This window comes from Pseudomonas fluorescens (assembly GCF_040448305.1).
Taxonomy (GTDB): domain Bacteria; phylum Pseudomonadota; class Gammaproteobacteria; order Pseudomonadales; family Pseudomonadaceae; genus Aquipseudomonas; species Aquipseudomonas fluorescens_BH.
The window spans coordinates 1,203,860-1,226,298 of sequence record NZ_CP148752.1 but is presented as its reverse complement, the minus strand read 5'-3'; the positions used below and the strand labels follow the sequence as shown (position 1 = coordinate 1,226,298).

Sequence of the window (22,439 nt, the reverse complement as noted above, 5' to 3'; positions counted from 1 at the left end):
GGAGCGAGCTTGCTCGCGATAGCGGTAGTTCAGTCAACATCCAGGTTGAATGTTACGCCGCCATCGCGAGCAAGCTCGCTCCCACATTGGGTCCGTGTGAACCTCAGAGGATGTTGGAGTAATCCGCCTCTATCCGGTCCAGACTCAGGTGGTTGAGGAAGTTGGAGAAGCACATCCACGCCGACAGCGCGTTCATGTCGCGGAACTGTTCGGGCAGGTACTTGGGCGGCACCACCAGGCCTTCGTCCACCAACTGGCGCAAGGTACGCATGTCTTCCAGGGTGGTCTTGCCGCAGAACAACAGCGGTATCTGCTCCAGCTTGCCTTTACGCACGGCCAGTTGAATGTAGTTGTAAATCATGATGAAGCCCTTGAGGTAGGACAAGTCTTTGGTAAATGGCAGACCTGTCGGCACCGAGCCGCGGAAAACGCGACTGGCGTTGCTGTAGCTCTCTGGCATTTCAAAGCCTTGCTCACGGAAGAACTCGAACACCTGCAGGAAGTCGGCACCCTCCTCCACCATGTGGATGGCGCGGGTGCGGTTGGTCAGTTTGCGCAGGCGGCTCGGGTAAGAGGCGAAGGTGATGATTTCCATCAGGATCGCCAGGCCTTCCTGGGTCACCGTCGACGAGGGCGGCCCCTTGGAGAGGAAGGTGCAGATCGGCTGGTTCAGGCCGTTGAGGGTGGTGCCGACATGCACCAGCCCTTCATGAACTTCCAGCGCCCGCACGTCGCGGTCGTTGAACATCGCGTCGGAGCGGATCTTGATGTAGTCGGCGCCGGCCGCCGCATCGGCGACGATGCCGTCGGACTCGAACACCCGGATGGTTTCCTCGGCTTCGCCAAAAACCTTGTTCAAGCGATGCTGGAGCATGTCGACCGCATCCTTGGCAGTCAGGGTCTTCGGCTCATCCTTGAGGTCGCCACGGCCATCGATGTTATTCAGGTATTCGGACAACATCATGCCCAGGTCGGACAGTGTCGGGTCACCTGCGTGGAACGCGTCGGACGCGGCGCCGTACAACTCCTGGGAAATCAGGCCGAAATCCTCGGTGCCGCGCGCTTCGAGCATGCGCACCACCATGCGGTATTCCTTGCACATGCGGCGCATGATCTGGCCGACCGGGTTGAACTGGCCGAGCTGGCGGGTGATGTCGCGCTCGATGTTCTGGAACTCCAGCTTCACTTTGCTGGAGTCGAACGCCAGCGGCCGGTTGAGGTAGTAGTTGCGGTCCACCGCCGGCATTTCCTTGCCCTTGGCCTTGAGGAAACCCTTACGAATGTTGTCGTCCCATTTGACCGCATCGAGGACGCGGATCGGCGTCTGCGCCAACACGATGCGATCGGACAAAATGCGTATCGACTGTTGGTAATCGTCCACGCGAAACTCCTGTAGAAACCTGTTTGTGCTGCTTATTTGGCTTTGGCCTGACGCTGGTAGCGTACGGCTTCGACGAACACATCGGAATTGGCCGGGTCGTCGAGGTAGGCAGCGACTTGATCCACGTGGCTGTCGATCAATACGCCATCGCCGTCGTCAGTCTGAAACGCTTCGCCGCTCAGGGCGTTTTGCTTCAGCGCCTGGTTGATCTGTTCGAGGTCGAGGTTGTACAGCACCAGTTCACGCTGGTCGGTCAGCTCGAAGCCGCCGATGATGAAATGCCCGCCGAACTGCGCCGGCACCTTCGCTGACAGGTACCAACGGTTGCCATGACGCGACACGGTGAAGGGGTAGGCTTCACGCTCCTTGGGATTGGCCTTGAAGTAGCTGACGGCCTGGTAGCGATTGTCGCCGATGCGGGTCAACTCCAGATTGACGGGCTCGCCCCAGGCGCTGGTGCTGGTCCACCTGCCGAGCAACCCTTTGGGCGCGGGCTCGCTCGTGGGCAGCGGCTCCTTGAAGGTCACCAGACAGCCACTGAGCAGCAGGAACGACAAGGCGATCACAACGACACGCCAGGCTTTCATTCAATACTCCCTATGAACATACACCGCCCTCGGATGAACACCGCCCTTCTGTGGGAGCGAGCCTGCTCGCGAAAGCGGAGTGTCAGGCAACAGAGATGTTGAATGTCAGACCGTATTCGCGAGCAGGCTCGCTCCCACAGGGGTAGCCTCCAGTCAGGAGGGCCTACACTGACGCCAGCACCAGGTGCATGTAGCGCGTCAGGATGCCGAGCATTTCCTCTTCGGCGGCAGGCTCGTCTACGTTGAGCAGGCCCTGATATTCCATCCGGCCGATAATCGCCGTCAACACCTTGGCATCCTGATGCGGCTCGCGCGAGCCCAACACCTGGAACAGCTGGCAAGAGCCCTGCAACAGGATTTGCTGATGCGAGCGCACCAGTTCGGCCAGGCGCGGGTTGAGCAATGCCTCCTGACGGAACGCCTGCTCGGCCATCAAATGTTCGCGACGATTGACCAGTTGCCGGTGAACGTAATCGGTCATCAGCCGTGCAATGTCGTCCGCCAGTTTCGAGCGCGCCTGCGGGCTGCCATCGCCCCTGTCGATCATGTCGCGCAGCAGGCCCTCGTTGTTCACCCAAAGCTTGCCCATGTACGCCGCACTGCGTTCCACGTATTGGGCGAAGGTATCGGTGAGCAGGTCATCGATATCCTTGAAATAGTAAGTGGTCGCCGACAACGGCACTTGCGCCTCGGCGGCCACCGCACGGTGCCGTACGGCCCGTACACCGTCACGCACGACAATGCGCATCGCGGCGTCCAGGATTTCCTGTCGTCGCTGTTCGCTGCCCTGTCGGCTGGCCTTGCGGCCCTGGTACTGAACACTTTCAGCGACCGCAGTGGCGACACCCGCTGCACCTTCTTGAGCTATTGCACGAATCACGACAGGTATTTCCTCTCAGATGAAAGTAACAAGTTGATACGTTTGTACCAGACAGGCAATAAAAAGCCGCCTCAAAGGCGGCTTTTTATTTGAAACACTTACGCTTGCGGCCGCATGTGCGGGAACAGGATCACGTCGCGGATCGACGGAGAGTTGGTCAGCAGCATCACCAGACGGTCGATACCGATGCCTTCACCCGCCGTTGGCGGCATGCCGTACTCCAGCGCACGAACGAAGTCGGCGTCGTAGTGCATGGCTTCGTCGTCGCCGGCGTCCTTGTCGGCCACCTGGGCCATGAAGCGCTCGGCCTGGTCTTCCGCGTCGTTCAACTCGGAGTAGGCGTTGGCGATTTCACGACCACCGATGAACAGCTCGAAACGGTCGGTGACGTTCGGGTTGTCGTCGTTGCGACGGGCCAGCGGCGACACTTCGAACGGGTACTGGGTAATGAAGTGCGGCTGTTCCAGCTTGTGCTCGACCAGCTCTTCGAAAATCATCACCTGCAGTTTGCCCAGACCTTCGAAGCCCAGCACCTTGGCGCCGGCCTTCTTGGCGATGGCGCGAGCCTTGTCGATGTCGTTCAGGTCATCGGCGGTCAGTTCAGGGTTGTACTTGAGGATCGAGTCGAACACCGACAGACGCACGAACGGCTCGCCGAAGTGGAACACCTTGTCGCCGTACGGCACGTCGGTGCTGCCCAGAACCAGCTGCGCCAGCTCGCGGAACAGTTCTTCGGTCAGGTCCATGTTGTCTTCGTAGTCGGCGTAGGCCTGGTAGAACTCCAACATGGTGAATTCAGGGTTGTGACGAGTCGAAACGCCTTCGTTACGGAAGTTGCGGTTGATCTCGAACACTTTCTCGAACCCGCCAACAACAAGGCGCTTGAGGTACAGCTCCGGCGCGATACGCAGGAACATGCCCATGTCCAGCGCATTGTGGTGGGTTTCGAACGGCTTGGCTGCCGCGCCGCCCGGGATGGTCTGCAGCATCGGCGTTTCCACTTCCAGGAAATCACGCTGCATCAGGAAGCTGCGGATGTGGGCGATGACTTGCGAACGCACGCGGAAAGTCTGGCGCACGTCTTCGTTGACGATCAGGTCGACGTAGCGCTGGCGGTAGCGCTGTTCGGTGTCGGTCAGGCCGTGGTGCTTGTCCGGCAGCGGGCGCAGGGATTTGGTCAGCAGGCGCACGTTGGTCATTTCAACGTACAGGTCGCCCTTGCCGGAACGGGCCAGGGTGCCTTCGGCGGCAATGATGTCGCCCATGTCCCAGGTTTTCACCGCAGCCAGGGTTTCTTCGGACAGGGTCTTGCGGTTGACGTAGACCTGGATGCGCCCGGTCATGTCCTGGATCACCATGAACGAACCACGGTTGAGCATGATGCGACCGGCAACCTTGACCGGGATCGCAGCCTCTGCCAGCTCTTCCTTGGTCTTGTCCGCGTACTGTTTCTGCAGTTGTTCGCAGTAGTTTTCGCGGCGGAAGTCGTTCGGGAAGGCATTGCCCTTGGCGCGCTCGGCAGCAAGCTTTTCCTTGCGCAGGGCGATCAGGGAGTTTTCTTCCTGTTGCAGGGCTTGCGGGTCGAGTTCTAGGTCGCTCATGTCTTTAAATATTCCATCTGGTTCGTTTTCCCCGGCCTGCGGCCGGGGATCGCCGGCAAGCCGGCTCCTACAGGGGATCGCGGTGTGTCAGTAACTTACAGCCCGGACTTCAGGCTCGCTTCCAGGTATTCGTCGATATCGCCGTCGAGTACCTTGTCGCAGTCGCTGCGTTCGATGTTGGTGCGCAGATCCTTGATCCGCGAGGCATCGAGCACGTACGAACGGATCTGATGACCCCAGCCGATATCGGACTTGGTGTCTTCCAGCGCCTGGGACGCCGCGTTGCGCTTCTGTATTTCCTGCTCGTACAACCTGGCCCGCAGCATTTTCATGGCGGTGTCTTTGTTGGCGTGCTGGGACCGTTCGTTCTGGCAACTGACCACGGTGTTGGTCGGTACGTGGGTGATACGTACGGCCGAGTCGGTGGTGTTTACGTGCTGACCACCGGCACCGGAGGAGCGATAGGTGTCGATCCGCAAGTCTGCCGGGTTGATTTCGATTTCCACCTTGTCATCGATCTCTGGCGAGACGAACACTGCAGAGAACGAGGTGTGGCGACGGTTGCCGGAGTCGAACGGGCTCTTGCGCACCAGACGGTGCACGCCGATCTCGGTCCGCAACCAGCCAAACGCGTATTCGCCCTTGATGTGCACGGTGGCGCCCTTGATCCCGGCGACTTCACCGGCAGACAGCTCCATGATGGTCGCGTCGAAACCGCGTTTGTCGGCCCAGCGCAGGTACATGCGCAACAGGATGTTGGCCCAGTCCTGGGCTTCGGTGCCGCCGGAACCGGCCTGGATGTCCAGATAGGCGTTGTTCGGGTCCATTTCATGGCTGAACATGCGTCGGAATTCCAGCTTCGCCAGATTTTCCTCGAGACGGGCCAGCTCGGCGACGACATCGCTCACTGCGCCTTCGTCGTTTTCTTCGACGGCCATGTCCAGCAGGTCGCGGCAATCGGCCAGACCGGCGTTCAATTCGTCCAGGGTATCGACGATCTGCGCCAGCGCAGCGCGCTCGCGGCCCAGTTCCTGGGCGTATTCAGGTTTGTTCCAGACACTCGGATCTTCAAGCTCGCGATTGACTTCGGTCAGACGCTCATGCTTTTGATCGTAGTCAAAGATACCCCCGAATAGTTTCGGAGCGCTCGGACAGGTCCTTGATGGTGTTCAGGATCGGGTTGATTTCCATGACGGGCAGCACTCGTTGGCGAACTTTTGAAAGCCGGCGAGTATACCGGGAAACGGCTTGAAACGGCAGTCCGCTTGGCTGAAAAGGGACTGTAGGAGCGAGCTTGCTCGCGAAAAAGCCAAAAGCACCGCTGGGCATCTGGCTCTACGCGTTATCGTTCACGACCATCGCGAGCGAGCTCGCTCCTACAGGTTTCGATGCGCTTACCCGATCCCCACCTGATTACGCCCATTGTTCTTCGCCGAATACAGCCCCTTGTCCGCCGCCGAGATCAATTCGCGGCAATTGCTGCCCGCTGTCGGCGTCATGGTCGACAGGCCGATACTGATGGTCAGGCTCGACCCTTCGCTCGGTGAAATGTGCGGGACCTTCAGGGCTTCCACGGTCATGCGCAGCTTTTCCGCCACCAGCCGCGCGCCGCCCTGGGAGGTATTGGGCAGTACCAGGGCAAACTCTTCGCCGCCGTAGCGGGCCGGCAGGTCCGAGGGCCGGGCGCTGGCATCCTTGATCGCCGCGGCGACCTTGCGCAGGGCTTCATCACCTTCAAGGTGGCCGAAGGTGTCGTTGTAGGTCTTGAAGTAATCCACGTCGATCATCAACAACGACAACTGGTTCTGCTCACGCAGCGAACGGCGCCACTCCAGCTCCATGTATTCATCGAAGTGCCGGCGGTTCGACAACCCCGTCAGGCCATCGGAGTTCATCAGGCGTTGCAGCACCAGGTTGGTGTCGAGCAGTTGCTGCTGGCTGACCCGCAACGCACGGTACGCTGCGTCCCGTTGCAGCAGGGTCATGTAGGAGCGCGAGTGATAGCGGATGCGCGCGACCAGTTCGATGTTGTCCGGCAGCTTGACCAGATAATCGTTGGCCCCGGCCGCAAAGGCCGCGCTCTTGATCAGCGGGTCTTCCTTGGTCGACAGGACAATGATCGGAATGTCCTTGGTCGCCGGGTGATTGCGGTATTCACGCACCAGGCTCAGGCCATCAAGACCGGGCATCACCAGATCCTGCAGGATCACCGTCGGCTTGATGCGCACCGCGTGGGCGATGGCCTGGTGCGGGTCGGCGCAGAAGTGGAAATCGATATTCTCTTCGTTCGACAGGCCGCGGCGCACGGCTTCGCCGATCATGGCCTGATCGTCCACCAGCAACACCATGGCGGCGTTTTCGTCGGTCTTGAAGTCGTCGAGCTGTAATTCAGTCATGTGCGGTCACCTGAGTACTACCTGAGCCAGGAATGAGGGAAAAGGTGCTCATTTGGCGAAAATCTCCAGCAATCGTGGTGCTATCTTGTCCAGCGGGCGAATCTCCACGGCAGCATTGATGGCCGCGGCCGCCTTCGGCATGCCGTACACCGCACTGCTGCTTTGGTCTTGTGCGATGGTCAGGTAGCCCTGTTCGCGCATGAGTTTAAGCCCCTGGGCGCCATCACGTCCCATGCCGGTGAGCAAAACCCCCACGGCGTCACCGCTCCAGTAACTGGCCACGCTCTCGAAGAACACATCGATGGAGGGCCGGTAGATCTCGTTGACCGGTTCGGCGGTGTAGGCCAGCGTGCCGTTTTTCAGCAAGCGAATATGATGATTGGTGCCGGCCAGCAACACCGCGCCGCTTTGCGGCGGTTCGCCTTCCTGGGCCAGCCGCACGTCGAGGCCGCTGGCGCTGCCGAGCCACTCGGCCATGCCGGCGGCAAACACCTGGTCAACGTGCTGCACCAGCACGATGGCCGGAGAGAAATCACGCGGCAGTCCCTTGAGCAAGACTTCCAGCGCTGCGGGCCCACCGGCGGATGAGCCAATGGCGATCAGGCTCTGACGAGAGCCCGAACTGCGCAACGGTACCGGCGCCGGGCGCGGGCGGTTGCCCTTGTCGCCGATCAGCCAGACGATATTCAGGATCTTGCGCAACAACGGCGCGGCCGCTTCCTGGGCATTGCCGGCGCCGAGGGCCGGGGTGTCGACCACGTCCAGCGCACCGTGACCCATGGCCTCGAACACCCGGTGCACGTTCTGCTGGCGATCCACGGTGACGATGACGATGGCACAGGGGGTCTCGGCCATGATCCGCCGCGTGGCCTCGACGCCGTCCATCACCGGCATGATCAGGTCCATCAGAATCAGGTCCGGCGTGTCCAGCGCGCACTGGCGCACCGCCTCGGCACCATTGCCGGCGACCCAGACCACCTCGTGGGCCGGCTCGAATGCCAAGGCGCGGCGCAGGGCCTCCACCGCCATGGGCATGTCATTGACGATTGCGATCCTCATGCTCGTGCTCCTCCGATGAGCTCGACCACTGCATCGAGCAAGGCGTCGTCATGGAAACTGGCCTTGGCTAGATAATAGTCGGCCCCGGCATCCAGTCCACGGCGCCGGTCCTCTTCACGATCCTTGTAGGACACCACCATCACCGGCAGCGATTGCAGGCGATTATCCCGACGCAGCAGCGTGACCAGTTCGATGCCATCCATGCGCGGCATATCAATGTCGGTGATCAGCAGGTCGAAATCCTCCGAACGCAGCGCGTTCCAGCCGTCCATGCCGTCCACCGCAACCGCCACGTCGTAGCCGCGATTGAGCAACAGCTTGCGCTGCAACTCTCGCACGGTCAGAGAATCATCCACCACCAGAATGCGTTTGCGGGCCGCCTCGACCACCTGATTGCTGTGACGGGCAATGCGCTCCAGGCGACCTGTGTTGAGCAGCTTCTCCACTGAACGCAGCATGTCTTCGACATCGACGATCAGCACCACCGAGCCGTCGTCGAGCAGGGCCCCGGCGGAAATGTCCTGCACCTTGCCCAGACGCTCATCCAGCGGCAGCACCACCAATGTCCGCTCACCTATAAACCGTTCCACCGCCACCCCGTAGATGGCATCGCGCTCGCGAATCACCACGACTTTCAGGGTTTGCCCGCTGTTCTGGCTGGCCGGACGTTGCAGCAACTGACTGGCTGCCACCAGGCCGACATGCCGGCCTTCGTGCCAGAAATGCTGGCGGCCTTCGACCTGCACGATATCCGCCGGCTCCAGGTCGCACATGCGCTCGATATGGGCCAACGGGAAGGCATAGGCTTCGTCGCCGACGTCCACCACGAGGCTGCGCACCACCGACAGGGTCAGCGGTACCTCAAGGTGGAAACGACTGCCCTCGCCTGCCGCCTGCTCCAGCACCACCGCGCCGCGCAACTGCCGGACCATGTGCTGCACTGCATCCAGGCCGACGCCGCGACCGGACACCTCGGTGACCGTGTCGCGCAGACTGAAACCGGGCAGGAACAGGAACGTCAGCAACTCCTCTTCACTCAACTGAGCAGCGGTTTGCGCGGGCGACAAACTTCGTTCAACGATGCTTCGGCGGAGCTTTTCCAGATCCACGCCGTTGCCGTCATCGCTCAATTCGAGCACCAGCAAACCGGCCTGATGAGAAGCGCGCAGGCGAATCAAACCTTCAGCCGGCTTGCCGGCCAGCAGGCGTTGTTCCGGGGTTTCGATGCCGTGGTCGACCGCATTGCGTAACAGGTGAGTCAGCGGTGCTTCGAGCTTTTCCAGTACGTCGCGATCGACCTGGGTTTTTTCGCCTTCAATTTCCAGCCGCACCTGTTTGCCCAGATCGCGCCCCAGATCCCGGACCATCCGCACCTGCCCGGTCAGCACATCGGCAAACGGCCGCATGCGACAGGCCAGCGCCGTGTCGTACAACACCTGTGCCCGCTGGCTGGCATGCCAGGCGAACTCATCGAGTTCGGCGTTCTTTTCCATGAGCAGTTGCTGGGATTGCGCGAGCAATCGCCGCGCATCCTCAAGGGTCTCCTGAGCTTCCAGGCTCAAGGCGTGATCCTTGAGATGCACATTGAGATTCTCCAGTGCGCGCAGGCTGTTGCTCTGCATGCGTTTGAGTCGCTGCATGGTCGCAAGGTGCGGTTTGAGCCGCAGGGTTTCCACCAGGGATTTGCTCGACAGATCGAGCAGGCTGTTCAGCCGCTCGGCGGTGACACGCAGCACACGTTCGCCGTTTTCGGTGGTGCGTTTGGTCTTGCTCGGGGCTGGTGCCGGTGGCGGTTCGATGGCAGGCACCGGCGGCTCGACCTTGGGCACGGGTGCCTCGAGTTGTAGCTCGGCCATCACCGGTGCAGCAGCCGCAATCAGGAACGCCGCCGGGTCTAGCAACCCCGCCATCAATACCACATAGGCGTCGATGTCCGCGGCCCCCGGCGTGCTGTTCGGCGTGGCGATGCGCATCAGCAAATCAGTGCCTTGCAGCAACGCATCGATGTGCTCGGGGCGCAGCAACAGGCGGCCTTCCTGGGCACTGACCAGGCAATCTTCCATCACATGGGCAACGCTGACCCCGGCATCGACGCCAACGATCCGCGCCGCCCCCTTGAGCGAGTGCGCCGCACGCATGCACGATTCAAGTTGATCGGCCTGGGTCGGATCGCGCTCAAGCGCCAGCAGGCCGGCGCTCAAGACCTGGGTCTGGGCTTCGGCCTCCAGGCTGAACAGCTCCAGCAAAGAGGCGTCGCGCATTTGCTCGGGGGTCATGTGAGGCTCCGGGACACGGCGGACAGCAGCTGTTCTTCATCCAGCCAACGCAGGCTGCGACCTTTGAATTGCAACACGCCACGGGTGTATTTGGCGCTGACCTGAGCACCCGAGCGCGACGCGGCATCGAGGATGCGCTCATCGATGGCATGAATCCCGTCGACCTCGTCCACCGGCACCACCACCGGCCCGCCATCGGCGGCGATGATCAACATGCGTGGCATGACCCGCGCGCCGGGTGCCACGTTGCTGGTGCCGTCGAGGCCGAGCAGCTCCACCAGCGACAGGCAGGCGACCAACGCACCGCGCACATTCGCCACACCGAGCAAGGCCCGGGAGCGTTGATGCGGCAAAGAGTGAATCGCTTGCAGCGGCGCTACCTCTACCAGACTACGGGTCGCGAGCCCCAGCCACTCCTCCCCCAAACGGAACATCAACAGCGAGCGGGTTTTCACCTCGCTCTCGACCGCGACGGACGCTGGCCCGCGATCTTCCTGCTGCAATGCATAGCGATCGAGCAAGCGTGTGGCGGCCGCGGAATACACCGTACAATTGCGGCAATGAATATGTTCGCTGAGCAGCGGGCAGGACTTGTCGCCGTGGATACCGATGCGGTTCCAGCAATCGTCGATGGCCTGGGCATCCCGGGTGACGCTAAAGGTGTCGGCGGCGATCATCGTTTACGCTCACTGTCGGCGGCGCGTGCGCTGCGGGCGGCACGTTCCTGCAATCGTCTGGCTCCCATCGCGTCGCCCTGGGCCTGCAGCAACCCGGCCAGGTGCATCAACGCCTCAGGATGCTGCGGTTCGAGGTACAACGCCTTGCGGTAAAAACCCTGGGCTTCAAGGGTATTGCCGGCCACATCGCTGAGCAGTCCCAACCAATAAAAGACTTGAGCCACCGGCTCATGGCTGCACAAGTAACTTTCACACGCCGCTCGTGCATCGGCGCTTTTGCCTTCATCGGCCAGCACGGCGATATTGGCCAGCAGCGCGGCAGTGTCGGTACCTGAGATTGCAGGCGCAGCCTGCAGCGGCGCAACCCGGGCAAACGGACGGCTGCGCACTGGCGCAGGCGGTGGATTGCGCAGCGGTTGCGGCACTGGCAATGGCGCTGGAACGAATGCCGGCAAGGGTTCAGGGTCCGGCATCCCTTGCCGGCTGAACGCGAAGGACTGTGCGATACCGATCGAGCGCATCCCCAAACGCCCCAGCAGACTGCCTTCGGCCGGCCCGATAAACAGCACGCCGTCAACGTGGGTCAGGCACTTGAGCACTTCGAAGACTTGCTTCTGGGTCGGCTGGTCGAAATAGATCAGCAGGTTGCGACAAAACACGAAATCGAAGGGCGGCTCACCGGCCAGCAAAGCCGGATCCAGCAAGTTGCCGACCTGCAGGCGCACTTGCTCAAGCACGCGCTGATCGAGGCGATAGCTCTCGCCTTCAGCAATGAAATGACGGTCGCGAAACGTAATGTCGTCACCCCGAAAGGAATTCTTGCCGTACAACGCCCCCCGGGCTTTTTCCACTGACAACGGGCTGACGTCCAGGCCGTCGACCTTGAACTGGTGTGGTTTGAGCCCGGCATCGAGCAACGCCATGGCGATCGAGTACGGTTCTTCGCCAGTGGAGCATGGCAGGCTGAGAATCCGTAGTGCGCGCAGGCTGTTGATCTCGGACAGACGCTTGCTCGCCAGTTTCGCCAGGGTGACGAAGGACTCCGGATAGCGGAAGAACCAGGTTTCCGGAACGATCACCGCTTCGATCAACGCCTGCTGCTCGTCCCGCGAGCCCTGCAAGGTTCGCCAATATTCATCGGCCGAGGGTACTTGCGCAGCGATGCAGCGCTGGCGCACCGCTCGCTCGATGATCGCCGGCCCTACCGAGGTCACGTCGAGTCCGATGGTTTCCTTGAGGAAGTCGAAAAAACGCTGGTCGCTGTTCATGGCCGCTCCTGCAGCAGCGCCGGATCCATTGGCGGCGAGGGGAACAACAATGCGCGCACCTGATCGTCCAGCAGATCGCCGACGCGTACCCATTGCAGTAAACCCTGCTCGTCCTTGCGCACCGGCCCGAGGTAAGGCGTCTGGCGATTGTCCAGGCCGTAGGGCTGAAAATCCGCCGGATCGCAGCGCAAGGTGTCAGTCGCCTGTTCCAGAATCAGCCCGAGCAGCTGCGACTCGGCGGATTCATCCGGGTGATAGTTGACCAGCACCAGTCGCGTGCTGGTACGGGCCTGTGCAGGCGTACCAAAGGTCAGTGCGCTCAAGTCGATCACCGGCACCACGGTGCCCCGATAGGCGAACACCCCGGCGACCCAGGCGGGGGCATGGGCAATGGGCTTCAAGGGCAGGCGCGGCAACACTTCAGCCACTTCGATAGCCTTCAAGGCATAGCGCTCGTTGCCGATGCGAAACACCAGAAACAATGCATGTAGCGCCTGCGTCACGACAGAGCGTTTGGCCGTGATTTCGCTCATCAGACTTTGAATCGCGAAACGCCGCTGCGCAGCCCGACGGCCACCTGGCTCAGCTCATCGATGGCGAAACTGGCCTGGCGTAAAGACTCGACCGTCTGGCTGCTGGCATCGCCCAACTGCACCAGCGCATGGTTGATCTGCTCGGCACCGGTGGCCTGGGCCTGCATGCCTTCGTTGACCATCAACACCCGCGGCGCCAACGCCTGAACCTGATGGATGATCTGCGACAACTGCTCGCCGATTTGCTGCACCTCGGACATGCCGCGGCGCACTTCTTCAGAGAACTTGTCCATGCCCATCACCCCGGCCGATACCGCCGACTGGATCTCGCGCACCATCTGCTCGATGTCGTAGGTGGCCACCGCCGTCTGGTCCGCCAGACGCCGCACTTCGGTGGCGACCACGGCAAAACCGCGTCCGTACTCACCGGCCTTTTCGGCCTCGATGGCGGCGTTGAGCGACAACAGGTTGGTCTGGTCGGCAACCTTGACGATGGTCACCACCACCTGATTGATGTTGCCGGCCTTCTCGTTGAGGATCGCCAGCTTGGCGTTGACCAGATCGGCCGCGCCCATCACCGAGTGCATGGTTTCCTCCATGCGCGCCAGGCCCTGTTGTCCGGAGCCGGCGGCCACTGAAGCCTGATCGGCGGCGGTGGAGACCTCGGTCATGGTGCGCACCAGATCCCGGGAAGTGGCGGCGATCTCACGGGAGGTCGCGCCGATTTCCGTGGTGGTGGCGGCAGTTTCGGTGGCGGTGGCTTGTTGCTGCTTGGATGTCGCGGCGATCTCGGTCACCGACGTAGTCACCTGCACCGACGACCGCTGGGCCTGGGACACCAGAGAAGTGAGCTCGGTCATCATGTCGTTGAAACCGGTCTCTACCGCGCCGAATTCGTCCTTGCGCTCCAGATTCAGGCGGCTGCTGAGGTCGCCAGTGCGCATGATTTCGAGGATTCTCACGATGCGGTTCATCGGCGCCATGATCGCGCGCATCAACAAAAGACCACACAACCCGGCACTAATGACTGCGACCAGCAACGAAATGACCATGATCAGCTTCGCCATCGCTACCGATGAAATGATCGAGTCAGTGGCCGCCTCAGCCGCCTCCCTGTTGAACTCAATGAGTTCATCCAGCTGTTTGCGGCCGGCAGCCCATGCCGGGGTCATCTGTTCGGCGAGGATGCGACGGGCCTGTTCGAAGTCCTTTTGCTGGTAGGCATCGAGTACCTCTTCGAGCAGCTTGTCATATTGATCGTGCAGCTTTTCAAACTCCTCGAACCTTGCCAGATCATCTTTCTGGAAGATGGTACCGTGGTAGCTGGCCATCGCGCGTTCCAGCCGTGCCTCAATACCCTGGTACATATCCTTGTCAGCCTGGGTCATGCCTCGACCGCCCCCCAGCCCGATCAGTTGCTGGGTCAGCACGTAATCATCGACCCAGGCACCGCGAATCAGGGAGCTGTAGTGAATCCCGGGAACACTGTCCGAGCGCACAACGTTCTCACTGGACTCAATCGACAGTAAACGGGAATACGACACGACGACCATCAGCAACATGATGGCGATAATTACCGCAAAGCTCGCCAAAATGCGTTGGCGTAACGTCCAGTTCTTCACAGTCAATCCTCGGGCCTGATTCGAAATGCGGGGAGTATAGCTGAGGGCGGTGTTTCATTTATAAGACGGTTGCGCGCCACTTCTCATCCCGTTGAAAAAAGGCGGGATGGGCTCTGGAGCGGGACTGTCCGCTAATGAAGGGGATGGGTGCCAGGGGTGATTGGGTAGAAAGGGGCCGTGGAATGGCCATTGGGGCGGTGGTGTGGCTGAAAACGCCATCGCGAGCAGGCTCGCTCCCACATTGAATCTCTGGCGTACGCAGAATCTGTGATCACTGAAGACCTGATGTGGGAGCGAGCCTGCTCGCGAATGCAGTCTGACGGTTTACAGGGAAGCCTGGCGAACCTGCTTCTCCAGCTCGGCTTTCAACCCCGGCTCCAGCTTGAGCTGGCGCGCCAGTTCGTCGAGATAGGCCTTCTCCATGAAGTTTTCCTCGTCCACCATCATCACGCTGGCGATGTACATCTCGGCGGCGATTTCCGGAGAACGGGCGGCGCGGGCGACATCGCTCGGGTCCAGCGGCTTGTTGAGCTCGGCGTGCAGCCAGTGTTGCAGCTCCTGGTCGCTGTCGAGCCGGGTGAACTCGCCTTCGATCAAGGCACGCTCGCGCTCATCGACATGACCGTCAGCCTTGGCCGCGGCCACCAGCGCCTTGAGAATCGCCTGACTGTGCAGCTCGACTTGCGCAGCCGGCACGCGGTCCAGGGTTTGCGGCTCCGTACCGGCTGCACCGCCCTGCTGCGCCTGCCAGTTACCATAGGCTTTATAGGCCAGCACGCCCAACGCGGCGAGACCGCCGTAGACCGCGACCTTGCCCCCGACTTTACGGGCCTTTTTGCTGCCGAGCAGCAAGCCCATGGCGCCTGCCGCCAATGCCCCGCCACTCGCGCCGGAGAGCAAGCTGCCGAGGGCACCGTTGCCACCGCTCGCGCCCTTTTGCTGTGAGCTGCCGGCCTTGTTCTGCAACAGGTCCTGGCCGGACTTGAGTAGTTGATCGAGCAATCCACGGGTGTTCATTTACCGCCTCCACAAGACGTTTAACCTGAAACCAAGACCACCAGCCTAAAACGAAAGTGCCCACGTCCCGTGGGCGAGAGTGCTTCCAGATGTTGCATTGCCTCAATGCCCGCGCTACCGCTTGCACCTGACTATCAGAAAAAACGATATACACTCTCGCCAATCGATAAAAACAGCCCACCGGGTGCTTTCCCATGATGACCTTGCGTCAGATCCGTCACTTCATCGCCGTGGCCGAGACCGGCTCGATTTCGGCCGCCGCGCAAACCGCGTTCATTTCCCAATCGACCCTGACCCTGGCGATCCAGCAACTGGAAGAGGAAATCGGCGTCAGCCTGTTTAGCCGCCACGCCAAGGGCATGACCCTGACCCACCAGGGGCATCAATTCCTGCGTCAGGCGCACTTGATCCTGGCCACGGTGGATAACGCCAAGCGCAGCCTGCAACAGAGCACCGACCAGGTCGCCGGGCAACTGATCGTCGGCGTGACCAGCCTGGTGGCCGGTTATTACCTGGCGGATCTGCTCACCCGCTTCCAGCGCGCCTACCCCAACGTGGAAATCCGCGTGATGGAAGATGAGCGCCCGTACATCGAGCATTTGCTGGTCAGCGGCGAGATCGATGTCGGCGTGCTGATCCTCTCCAACCTCGAGGACCGCCACGCCCTGCAGACCGAAGTGCTGACCCACTCGCCTCACCGGCTATGGCTGCCGGCCCAGCACCCGTTGCTGGAACACGACAGCATCAACCTCGCCGACGTGGCCCGCGAGCCATTGATTCAACTGAACGTCGATGAAATGGACCGAAACGCCCAACGCATGTGGTCGGCAGCCTCCTTGCAACCGCGCATCACCCTGCGCACGGCCTCGACCGAAGCGGTGCGAAGCCTGGTGGCCGCCGGATTGGGCGTGTCGATCCAGCCTGACATGACCTATCGCCCGTGGTCACTGGAGGGCGACATCATCGAAGCACGGCCGATTGCCGACCTCAGCCAGACCCTCGATGTCGGCCTGGCCTGGCGCCGCGGCACCGCGCGACCGGCGCTGGTGGACCCGTTTCTCACGGTCGCCCGCGAACAACCCCACGGCGGGCGCAAGCCATCTATTTAATCGAACGCCACCTTCAGTATTTAGTATTTGTTGTCCTCGGGTCCGCGAACTAGTCTTGTTGCATCCAATAAAGACGGCCGGGCCCCAGTCACAGGGAGCGCTGCCATGTCTACACAAGAAGCCACACAAAAAACGAGAACCCGAAAAATGGCTGGCGCGCAGACCCCGTTGTTCACCGCCCTGTTGATCGACGGTGAACTGGTCGCCGGGCAAGGCTTTGTCGAGCCGATCCTCAACCCGGCCACCGGCGAAGTCCTGACGCAGATCGCCGAAGCCAGCACCGAGCAAGTCGAAGCGGCCATCCTCGCCGCCCACCGTGCCTTTGCCGGTTGGTCACGGACCACGCCACAACAACGTTCGAACCTGTTGCTGGAGATCGCCAACGCCATCGAAAAAAACGCCGACCTGCTGGCCCGCCTCGAATCCATGAACTGCGGCAAGCCGTTGCATCTGGCCCGTCAGGATGACCTCAATGCCACGGTCGACGTATTCCGCTTCTTCGCCGGTGCCGTGCGATGCCAGACCGGCCAGCTCAGCGGCGAATACCTGCCGGGCTACACCAGCATGGTCCGGCGCGATCCTATCGGGGTCGTGGCGTCGATTGCGCCGTGGAACTACCCGATCATGATGGCCGCGTGGAAAATCGCCCCGGCCCTGGCCGCCGGCAACACCCTGGTGTTCAAGCCATCGGAACACACGCCTCTTTCGATCCTGGCCCTGGCCCCGGCGCTGGCCGAGATCCTGCCACGGGGTGTGATCAACATCGTTTGCGGTGGCGGCGAAGGGGTCGGCAGCCATTTGGTCAGCCATCCGAAGATCCGCATGGTGTCGCTGACCGGCGATATCGTCACCGGCCAGAAGATTCTCCAGGCTGCATCGAAAACACTCAAACGCACCCACCTCGAACTCGGCGGCAAGGCCCCCGTGATCGTCTGCAACGATGCCGACATTCAGGCCGTGGTCGAAGGTGTGCGCACTTACGGCTATTACAACGCCGGCCAGGATTGCACCGCCGCTTGCCGCATTTATGCCCAGGTGGGGATACATGACCGTCTGGTGGCCGAGCTCGGCGCAGCCGTCAGCAGCCTGCGCTTCGCCGGCAAACGCGACGCCGACAACGAAATCGGCCCGCTGATCAGCACCCGCCAGCGCGACCGCGTGGCCAGTTTTGTCGAGCGTGCCCTCGGCCAGCCGCACATCGAGCGGGTGACCGGCGCAGCGGTGCATTCCGGTGCCGGCTTCTATTATCAGCCGACCCTGCTCGCCGGCTGCAAGCAAAGTGACGAGATCGTCCAGCGCGAAGTGTTCGGGCCGGTGGTCACCGTGACCCGCTTCGATGAACTCGAACAAGCGGTGGACTGGGCCAACGATTCGGAATACGGCCTGGCCTCGTCGGTCTGGACCCAGAACCTCGACAAGGCCATGCAGGTCGCGGCGCGCTTGCAGTACGGCTGCACCTGGATCAACAGCCACTTCATGCTGGTCAGCGAAATGCCCCATGGCGGCCTGAAACGTTCGGGCTACGGCAAAGACCTGTCCAGCGATTCGCTTCAGGACTACAGCGTGGTGCGGCACATCATGGCCCGCCATGGCGAGCATCTCTGACTACGCTAATAACAAGCCGCCAACGGCATGCTTCACCACGTTCACAACTGCCCCGACCATAATTTAAAGAAGAGGGAATTCCCATGTTCGTGCACAAGACCGCACTGCTCAGTGCAATCACCACCGCGCTGCTGGCCAGTGCCAGTGTCCAGGCCGCCGAGCCGCTCAAAGCTGTCGGGGCGGGCGAAGGCCAACTGGATATTGTGGCCTGGCCCGGCTACATCGAACGTGGCGAGAGTGACAAGGCCTACGACTGGGTGACCGGTTTCGAGAAGGAGACCGGCTGCAAGGTCAACGTCAAGACCGCTGCCACCTCCGATGAAATGGTCAGCCTGATGGCCAAGGGCGGCTACGACCTGGTCACGGCGTCCGGCGACGCCTCCCTGCGCCTGATCGTCGGCAAGCGTGTGCAGCCGATCAACACCGCGTTGATCCCGAACTGGAAGAACCTCGACCCACGCCTGAAAGATGCGCCGTGGTACGTGGTCAACAATCAGACCTACGGCGCCCCCTATCAGTGGGGCCCGAACGTGCTGATGTACAACACCAACGTGTTCAAGACCGCGCCCACCAGCTGGGGCGTGCTGTTCAAGGCGGAAAACCTGCCGGACGGCAAGCCGAACAAGGGCCGCGTGCAGGCCTATGACGGCCCGATCTACATCGCCGATGCGGCGCTGTACCTGAAGACCGCCAAACCGGAACTGGGCATCCAGAGTCCGTACGAACTGACCGAAACCCAGTACAAGGCCGTGCTCGACCTGTTGCGCGCCCAGCAGCCGTTGATCCACCGCTACTGGCACGACACCACCGTGCAAATGAGTGACTTCAAGAACGAAGGCGTGGTCGCCTCAGGTGCCTGGCCGTATCAGGTCAACGGCCTGATGAACGAGAAGCAGCCAATCGCCTCGACCATCCCGAAAGAAGGCGCCACCGGTTGGGCCGACACCACCATGTTGCATGCCGAGGCCAAGCACCCGAACTGCGCCTACAAGTGGATGGACTGGTCGCTGCAACCGAAAGTCCAGGGTGACGTAGCGGCCTGGTTCGGCTCGTTGCCAGCGGTTCCGGCGGCGTGCAAGGAGAGCGAACTGCTTGGCGCCGAAGGCTGCAAGACCAACGGTTTCGACCAGTTCGACAAGATCGCCTTCTGGAAAACCCCGCAGGCTGAAGGCGGCAAGTTCGTGCCGTACAGCCGCTGGACCCAGGATTACATCGCGATCATGGGCGGCCGCTAAAAGTCATTCCGGTAGCTACTGCGCGTCGACCAGCCGCGCCCGGGCAGTGCTCGCCTCCTCACGTACTGACGTACGCTCCGGGGGCTGCGCGCTGGCCGGACACGGCTAATCGCCGCTCGCTACGCTCCCGAAACGACTTTATGTGATCGACGCTTTTCAAGAAGCAAAGCTGATTTTCGAATTACTGTTTTTTCAGAAGTCCAGGCAAGGCCGCTGCGACGGTCTTCGCCTTTTTGGAGCACCGCACCATGACGCTTGCAGTCCAGTTCACCAACGTCTCCCGTCTATTCGGCGAAGTGAAAGCCGTAGACCGGGTTTCCATCGACATCCAGGACGGCGAGTTCTTTTCCATGCTGGGGCCTTCCGGCTCTGGCAAAACCACCTGTTTGCGCCTGATCGCCGGCTTTGAACAACCGAGCGCAGGCTCCATCCGTATTCATGGCGAAGAGGCCGCCGGCCTGCCGCCGTACCAGCGCGACGTGAACACCGTGTTCCAGGATTACGCGCTGTTCCCGCACATGAACGTTCGCGACAACGTCGCTTACGGCTTGAAAGTCAAAGGCATCGGCAAGGCCGAACGCCTCAAGCGCGCCGAGGAATCCCTGGAGATGGTCGCCCTCGGCGGCTACGGCGAGCGCAAGCCGGTGCAGCTCTCCGGCGGTCAGCGCCAGCGTGTGGCCCTGGCCCGCGCCTTGGTCAACCGTCCACGGGTGCTGCTGCTCGACGAACCCCTCGGCGCCCTCGACCTGAAGCTGCGCGAGCAAATGCAGGGCGAGCTGAAAAAGCTGCAACGTCAGCTCGGCATCACCTTCATCTTCGTCACCCACGACCAGACCGAAGCGCTATCGATGTCCGACCGCGTGGCCGTGTTCAACAAAGGCCGCATTGAACAGGTCGACAGCCCGCGCAACCTGTACATGAAGCCGGCCACCACCTTCGTGGCGGAATTCGTTGGCACCTCCAACGTGATTCGCGGCGAGCTGGCCTGGCAGCTCAGCGGCAATCCGCAGCCGTTCTCGATTCGCCCGGAACACGTGCGTTTCGCCGAAGGACCGCTGGCCAGCCACGAGATCGAAGTCAGCGGTTTGCTCCACGACATCCAGTACCAGGGCAGCGCCACCCGTTATGAGTTGAAACTGGAAAACGGCCAGACCCTGAACATCAGCCAGGCCAACAATCAGTGGATCGACAGCAGCACGCAACACCAGACCGGGCAGCGCCTCAGCGCACGCTGGGCGCGGGAAGCAATGGTCCAGTTGCACGACACCCTTGCAGGCGGGGTGTGAGATGAGCACCTTGGCTATTTCTCAATCCTCGTCAGGCGGCTCGCCGTTGCGCAGGTTTTCCAACCTGTTGTATCGCCGGCCGAACCTGTACCTGTCGATGTTGCTGGTGCCGCCGTTGTTGTGGTTCGGCGCGATCTACCTGGGCTCGTTGCTGACGTTGCTGTGGCAAGGCTTCTACACCTTCGACGACTTCACCATGGCGGTCACTCCCGACCTGACCCTGGCGAACTTCACCGCGCTGTTCCAGCCGTCGAACTTCGACATCATCCTGCGCACCCTGGGCATGGCGGTTGTGGTGTCCATCGCCAGTGCCATTGTCGCGTTCCCGATTGCCTACTACATGGCGCGCTACACCACCGGCAAGACCAAGGCGTTTTTCTACATCGCGGTGATGATGCCGATGTGGGCCAGTTACATCGTCAAGGCCTACGCCTGGACGCTGCTGCTGGCCAAGGGCGGCGTGGCGCAGTGGTTCGTGCAGCATTTGGGGCTGGAGCCGGTCCTGCAGTTCGTGCTGGGCATTCCGGGCGTCGGCGGCAGTACCTTGTCGACCTCGCACCTGGGGCGTTTCATGGTGTTCGTCTACATCTGGCTGCCGTTCATGATCCTGCCGATCCAGGCCTCGCTGGAACGCCTGCCACCCTCGCTGTTGCAAGCCTCCGCCGACCTCGGCGCCAAGCCGCGCCAGACCTTCATGCAAGTGACTCTGCCGCTGTCGATCCCGGGCATTGCAGCAGGCTCCATCTTCACCTTCTCGCTGACCCTGGGCGACTTCATCGTGCCGCAACTGGTCGGCCCGCCCGGCTACTTCGTCGGCAGCATGGTGTACGCCCAGCAAGGCGCGATCGGCAACATGCCGATGGCCGCCGCCTTCACCCTGGTGCCGATCGTGCTGATCGCCATCTACCTGTCCATCGTCAAACGACTGGGGGCCTTCGATGCACTCTGAGAAAGCTTCTATAGGTCTGCGCATTGCAGCCTGGGGCGGGTTGCTGTTCTTGCACTTCCCGATCCTGATCATCTTCCTGTACGCCTTCAACACCGAGGACGCGGCGTTCAGCTTTCCGCCCAAGGGTTTCACTTGGAAGTGGATCGGCGTGGCGTTCTCTCGGCCGGACGTGCTCGAAGCGATCAAGCTGTCGTTGCAGATCGCCTCGATTGCCACCCTGATCGCCATGGTCCTTGGCACACTGGCGTCCGCCGCGCTGTACCGCCGGGACTTCTTCGGCAAGCAAGGCATCTCGCTGATGCTGATCCTGCCGATTGCCCTGCCGGGGATCATCACCGGGATCGCGCTGCTGGCGACCTTCAAGACATTGGGAATCGAGCCGGGGATGTTCACCATCATCGTCGGCCACGCGACCTTCTGCGTGGTGATCGTCTACAACAACGTCATCGCCCGCTTGCGCCGCACCTCCCACAGTTTGATCGAAGCCTCGATGGACCTCGGCGCCGATGGCTGGCAGACCTTCCGCTACATCATCCTGCCGAACCTCGGCTCGGCGTTGCTGGCCGGCGGCATGCTGGCGTTTGCCCTGTCGTTCGACGAAATCATCGTCACCACCTTCACCGCCGGCCATGAACGCACCCTGCCGCTGTGGCTGCTCAACCAGCTCAGCCGCCCACGGGACGTGCCGGTGACCAACGTCGTGGCGATGCTGGTGATGATCGTGACCATGTTGCCGATTCTCGGCGCCTATTACCTGACGCGGGGTGGTGAGAGCGTTGCGGGTAGTGGCGGTAAGTAACCGAATAACTGGAGGAACCCGATCCCCTGTAGGAGCGAGCTTGCTCGCGATGATCTCAAACACACCGCGCTTAACCAGACTGAACGCGTCATCGTTCACGTCCATCGCGAGCAGGCTCGCTCCTACAGGGGGCCAGGTTTCAGCAGAAAAATAAAAGTG

At 61.5% G+C, this 22,439-nt stretch carries 19 protein-coding genes; 6 read left to right on the top strand and 13 right to left on the bottom strand.

The window, feature by feature from the left end; translation table 11 throughout:
- Positions 1–103: 103 nt before the first annotated feature.
- From WHX55_RS05450 to WHX55_RS05390, 13 genes are all read right to left on the bottom strand, one after another.
- On the bottom strand, positions 104–1,381 hold the full coding sequence (locus WHX55_RS05450) for a flavohemoglobin expression-modulating QEGLA motif protein (protein WP_150757285.1): 1,278 nt from the start codon (positions 1,379–1,381) through the stop codon (positions 104–106).
- A 32-nt stretch (positions 1,382–1,413) separates the two neighbouring features.
- Positions 1,414–1,968 (bottom strand): hypothetical protein, encoded by a 555-nt coding sequence (locus WHX55_RS05445; protein WP_353742197.1) that lies wholly within the window; start codon positions 1,966–1,968, stop codon positions 1,414–1,416.
- Between the two features lie 163 nt (positions 1,969–2,131).
- Positions 2,132–2,848: a TetR family transcriptional regulator gene (locus tag WHX55_RS05440; RefSeq protein ID WP_150728237.1), complete on the bottom strand. Its 717-nt coding sequence runs from the start codon at positions 2,846–2,848 to the stop codon at positions 2,132–2,134.
- Positions 2,849–2,946: 98 nt separating this feature from the next.
- Positions 2,947–4,449: a lysine--tRNA ligase gene (gene lysS, locus WHX55_RS05435; RefSeq protein WP_150717887.1), complete on the bottom strand. Its 1,503-nt coding sequence runs from the start codon at positions 4,447–4,449 to the stop codon at positions 2,947–2,949.
- A 95-nt stretch (positions 4,450–4,544) separates the two neighbouring features.
- Positions 4,545–5,640, bottom strand: a protein-coding gene (gene prfB / locus WHX55_RS05430; protein WP_353742196.1) for a peptide chain release factor 2 whose coding sequence is annotated in 2 segments (ribosomal slippage) — positions 4,545–5,567 and positions 5,569–5,640 — 1,095 coding nt in all. Because the reading frame shifts where the segments join, the coding sequence is not laid out codon by codon here.
- Positions 5,641–5,843: 203 nt separating this feature from the next.
- Positions 5,844–6,845 (bottom strand): PleD family two-component system response regulator, encoded by a 1,002-nt coding sequence (locus tag WHX55_RS05425; RefSeq protein ID WP_150754230.1) that lies wholly within the window; start codon positions 6,843–6,845, stop codon positions 5,844–5,846.
- 48 nt (positions 6,846–6,893) lie between these two features.
- Complete coding sequence (locus tag WHX55_RS05420; protein WP_150728234.1) at positions 6,894–7,904, bottom strand: chemotaxis response regulator protein-glutamate methylesterase; 1,011 nt, start codon at positions 7,902–7,904, stop codon at positions 6,894–6,896.
- Complete coding sequence (locus WHX55_RS05415) at positions 7,901–10,180, bottom strand: hybrid sensor histidine kinase/response regulator (protein ID WP_151214907.1); 2,280 nt, start codon at positions 10,178–10,180, stop codon at positions 7,901–7,903. The genes WHX55_RS05420 and WHX55_RS05415 overlap by 4 nt, the downstream gene beginning before the upstream one ends.
- Positions 10,177–10,857 (bottom strand): chemotaxis protein CheW, encoded by a 681-nt coding sequence (locus WHX55_RS05410; RefSeq protein WP_353742195.1) that lies wholly within the window; start codon positions 10,855–10,857, stop codon positions 10,177–10,179. The genes WHX55_RS05415 and WHX55_RS05410 overlap by 4 nt, the downstream gene beginning before the upstream one ends.
- Positions 10,854–12,125 carry a CheR family methyltransferase gene (locus tag WHX55_RS05405; RefSeq protein ID WP_353742194.1) on the bottom strand — a complete coding sequence of 424 codons (1,272 nt, stop codon included), beginning with the start codon at positions 12,123–12,125 and terminating at the stop codon, positions 10,854–10,856. Before WHX55_RS05405 ends, WHX55_RS05410 begins: the two co-directional genes overlap by 4 nt.
- On the bottom strand, positions 12,122–12,658 hold the full coding sequence (locus tag WHX55_RS05400) for a chemotaxis protein CheW (RefSeq protein ID WP_150728230.1): 537 nt from the start codon (positions 12,656–12,658) through the stop codon (positions 12,122–12,124). The genes WHX55_RS05405 and WHX55_RS05400 overlap by 4 nt, the downstream gene beginning before the upstream one ends.
- Positions 12,658–14,280 (bottom strand): methyl-accepting chemotaxis protein, encoded by a 1,623-nt coding sequence (locus tag WHX55_RS05395; protein ID WP_353742193.1) that lies wholly within the window; start codon positions 14,278–14,280, stop codon positions 12,658–12,660. Before WHX55_RS05395 ends, WHX55_RS05400 begins: the two co-directional genes overlap by 1 nt.
- 324 nt (positions 14,281–14,604) lie before the next feature.
- A complete protein-coding gene (locus WHX55_RS05390; protein ID WP_095943124.1) occupies positions 14,605–15,297 on the bottom strand; it encodes a tellurite resistance TerB family protein in 693 nt (230 codons plus the stop codon).
- 194 nt (positions 15,298–15,491) lie between these two features.
- Between WHX55_RS05390 and WHX55_RS05385 the strand changes: the two genes are divergently transcribed.
- The 6 genes from WHX55_RS05385 (at position 15,492) to WHX55_RS05360 (ending at position 22,280) form a co-directional block, all read left to right on the top strand.
- Entirely contained in the window at positions 15,492–16,406 is a 915-nt protein-coding gene (locus tag WHX55_RS05385) for a LysR family transcriptional regulator (protein ID WP_007975056.1), read from the top strand.
- Between the two features lie 105 nt (positions 16,407–16,511).
- On the top strand, positions 16,512–18,011 hold the full coding sequence (locus WHX55_RS05380; RefSeq protein ID WP_150754236.1) for a gamma-aminobutyraldehyde dehydrogenase: 1,500 nt from the start codon (positions 16,512–16,514) through the stop codon (positions 18,009–18,011).
- A gap of 83 nt (positions 18,012–18,094) precedes the next feature.
- Entirely contained in the window at positions 18,095–19,246 is a 1,152-nt protein-coding gene (ydcS, locus tag WHX55_RS05375) for a putative ABC transporter substrate-binding protein YdcS (RefSeq protein WP_353742192.1), read from the top strand.
- Positions 19,247–19,494: 248 nt separating this feature from the next.
- The gene (locus tag WHX55_RS05370) at positions 19,495–20,532 is read left to right on the top strand and encodes an ABC transporter ATP-binding protein (RefSeq protein WP_353742191.1); all 1,038 of its coding nucleotides are present in this window, start codon (positions 19,495–19,497) and stop codon (positions 20,530–20,532) included.
- Between the two features lies 1 nt (position 20,533).
- On the top strand, positions 20,534–21,481 hold the full coding sequence (locus WHX55_RS05365) for an ABC transporter permease (protein WP_353742190.1): 948 nt from the start codon (positions 20,534–20,536) through the stop codon (positions 21,479–21,481).
- Entirely contained in the window at positions 21,471–22,280 is an 810-nt protein-coding gene (locus WHX55_RS05360; protein ID WP_353742189.1) for an ABC transporter permease, read from the top strand. The genes WHX55_RS05365 and WHX55_RS05360 overlap by 11 nt, the downstream gene beginning before the upstream one ends.
- Positions 22,281–22,439: the final 159 nt, after the last annotated feature.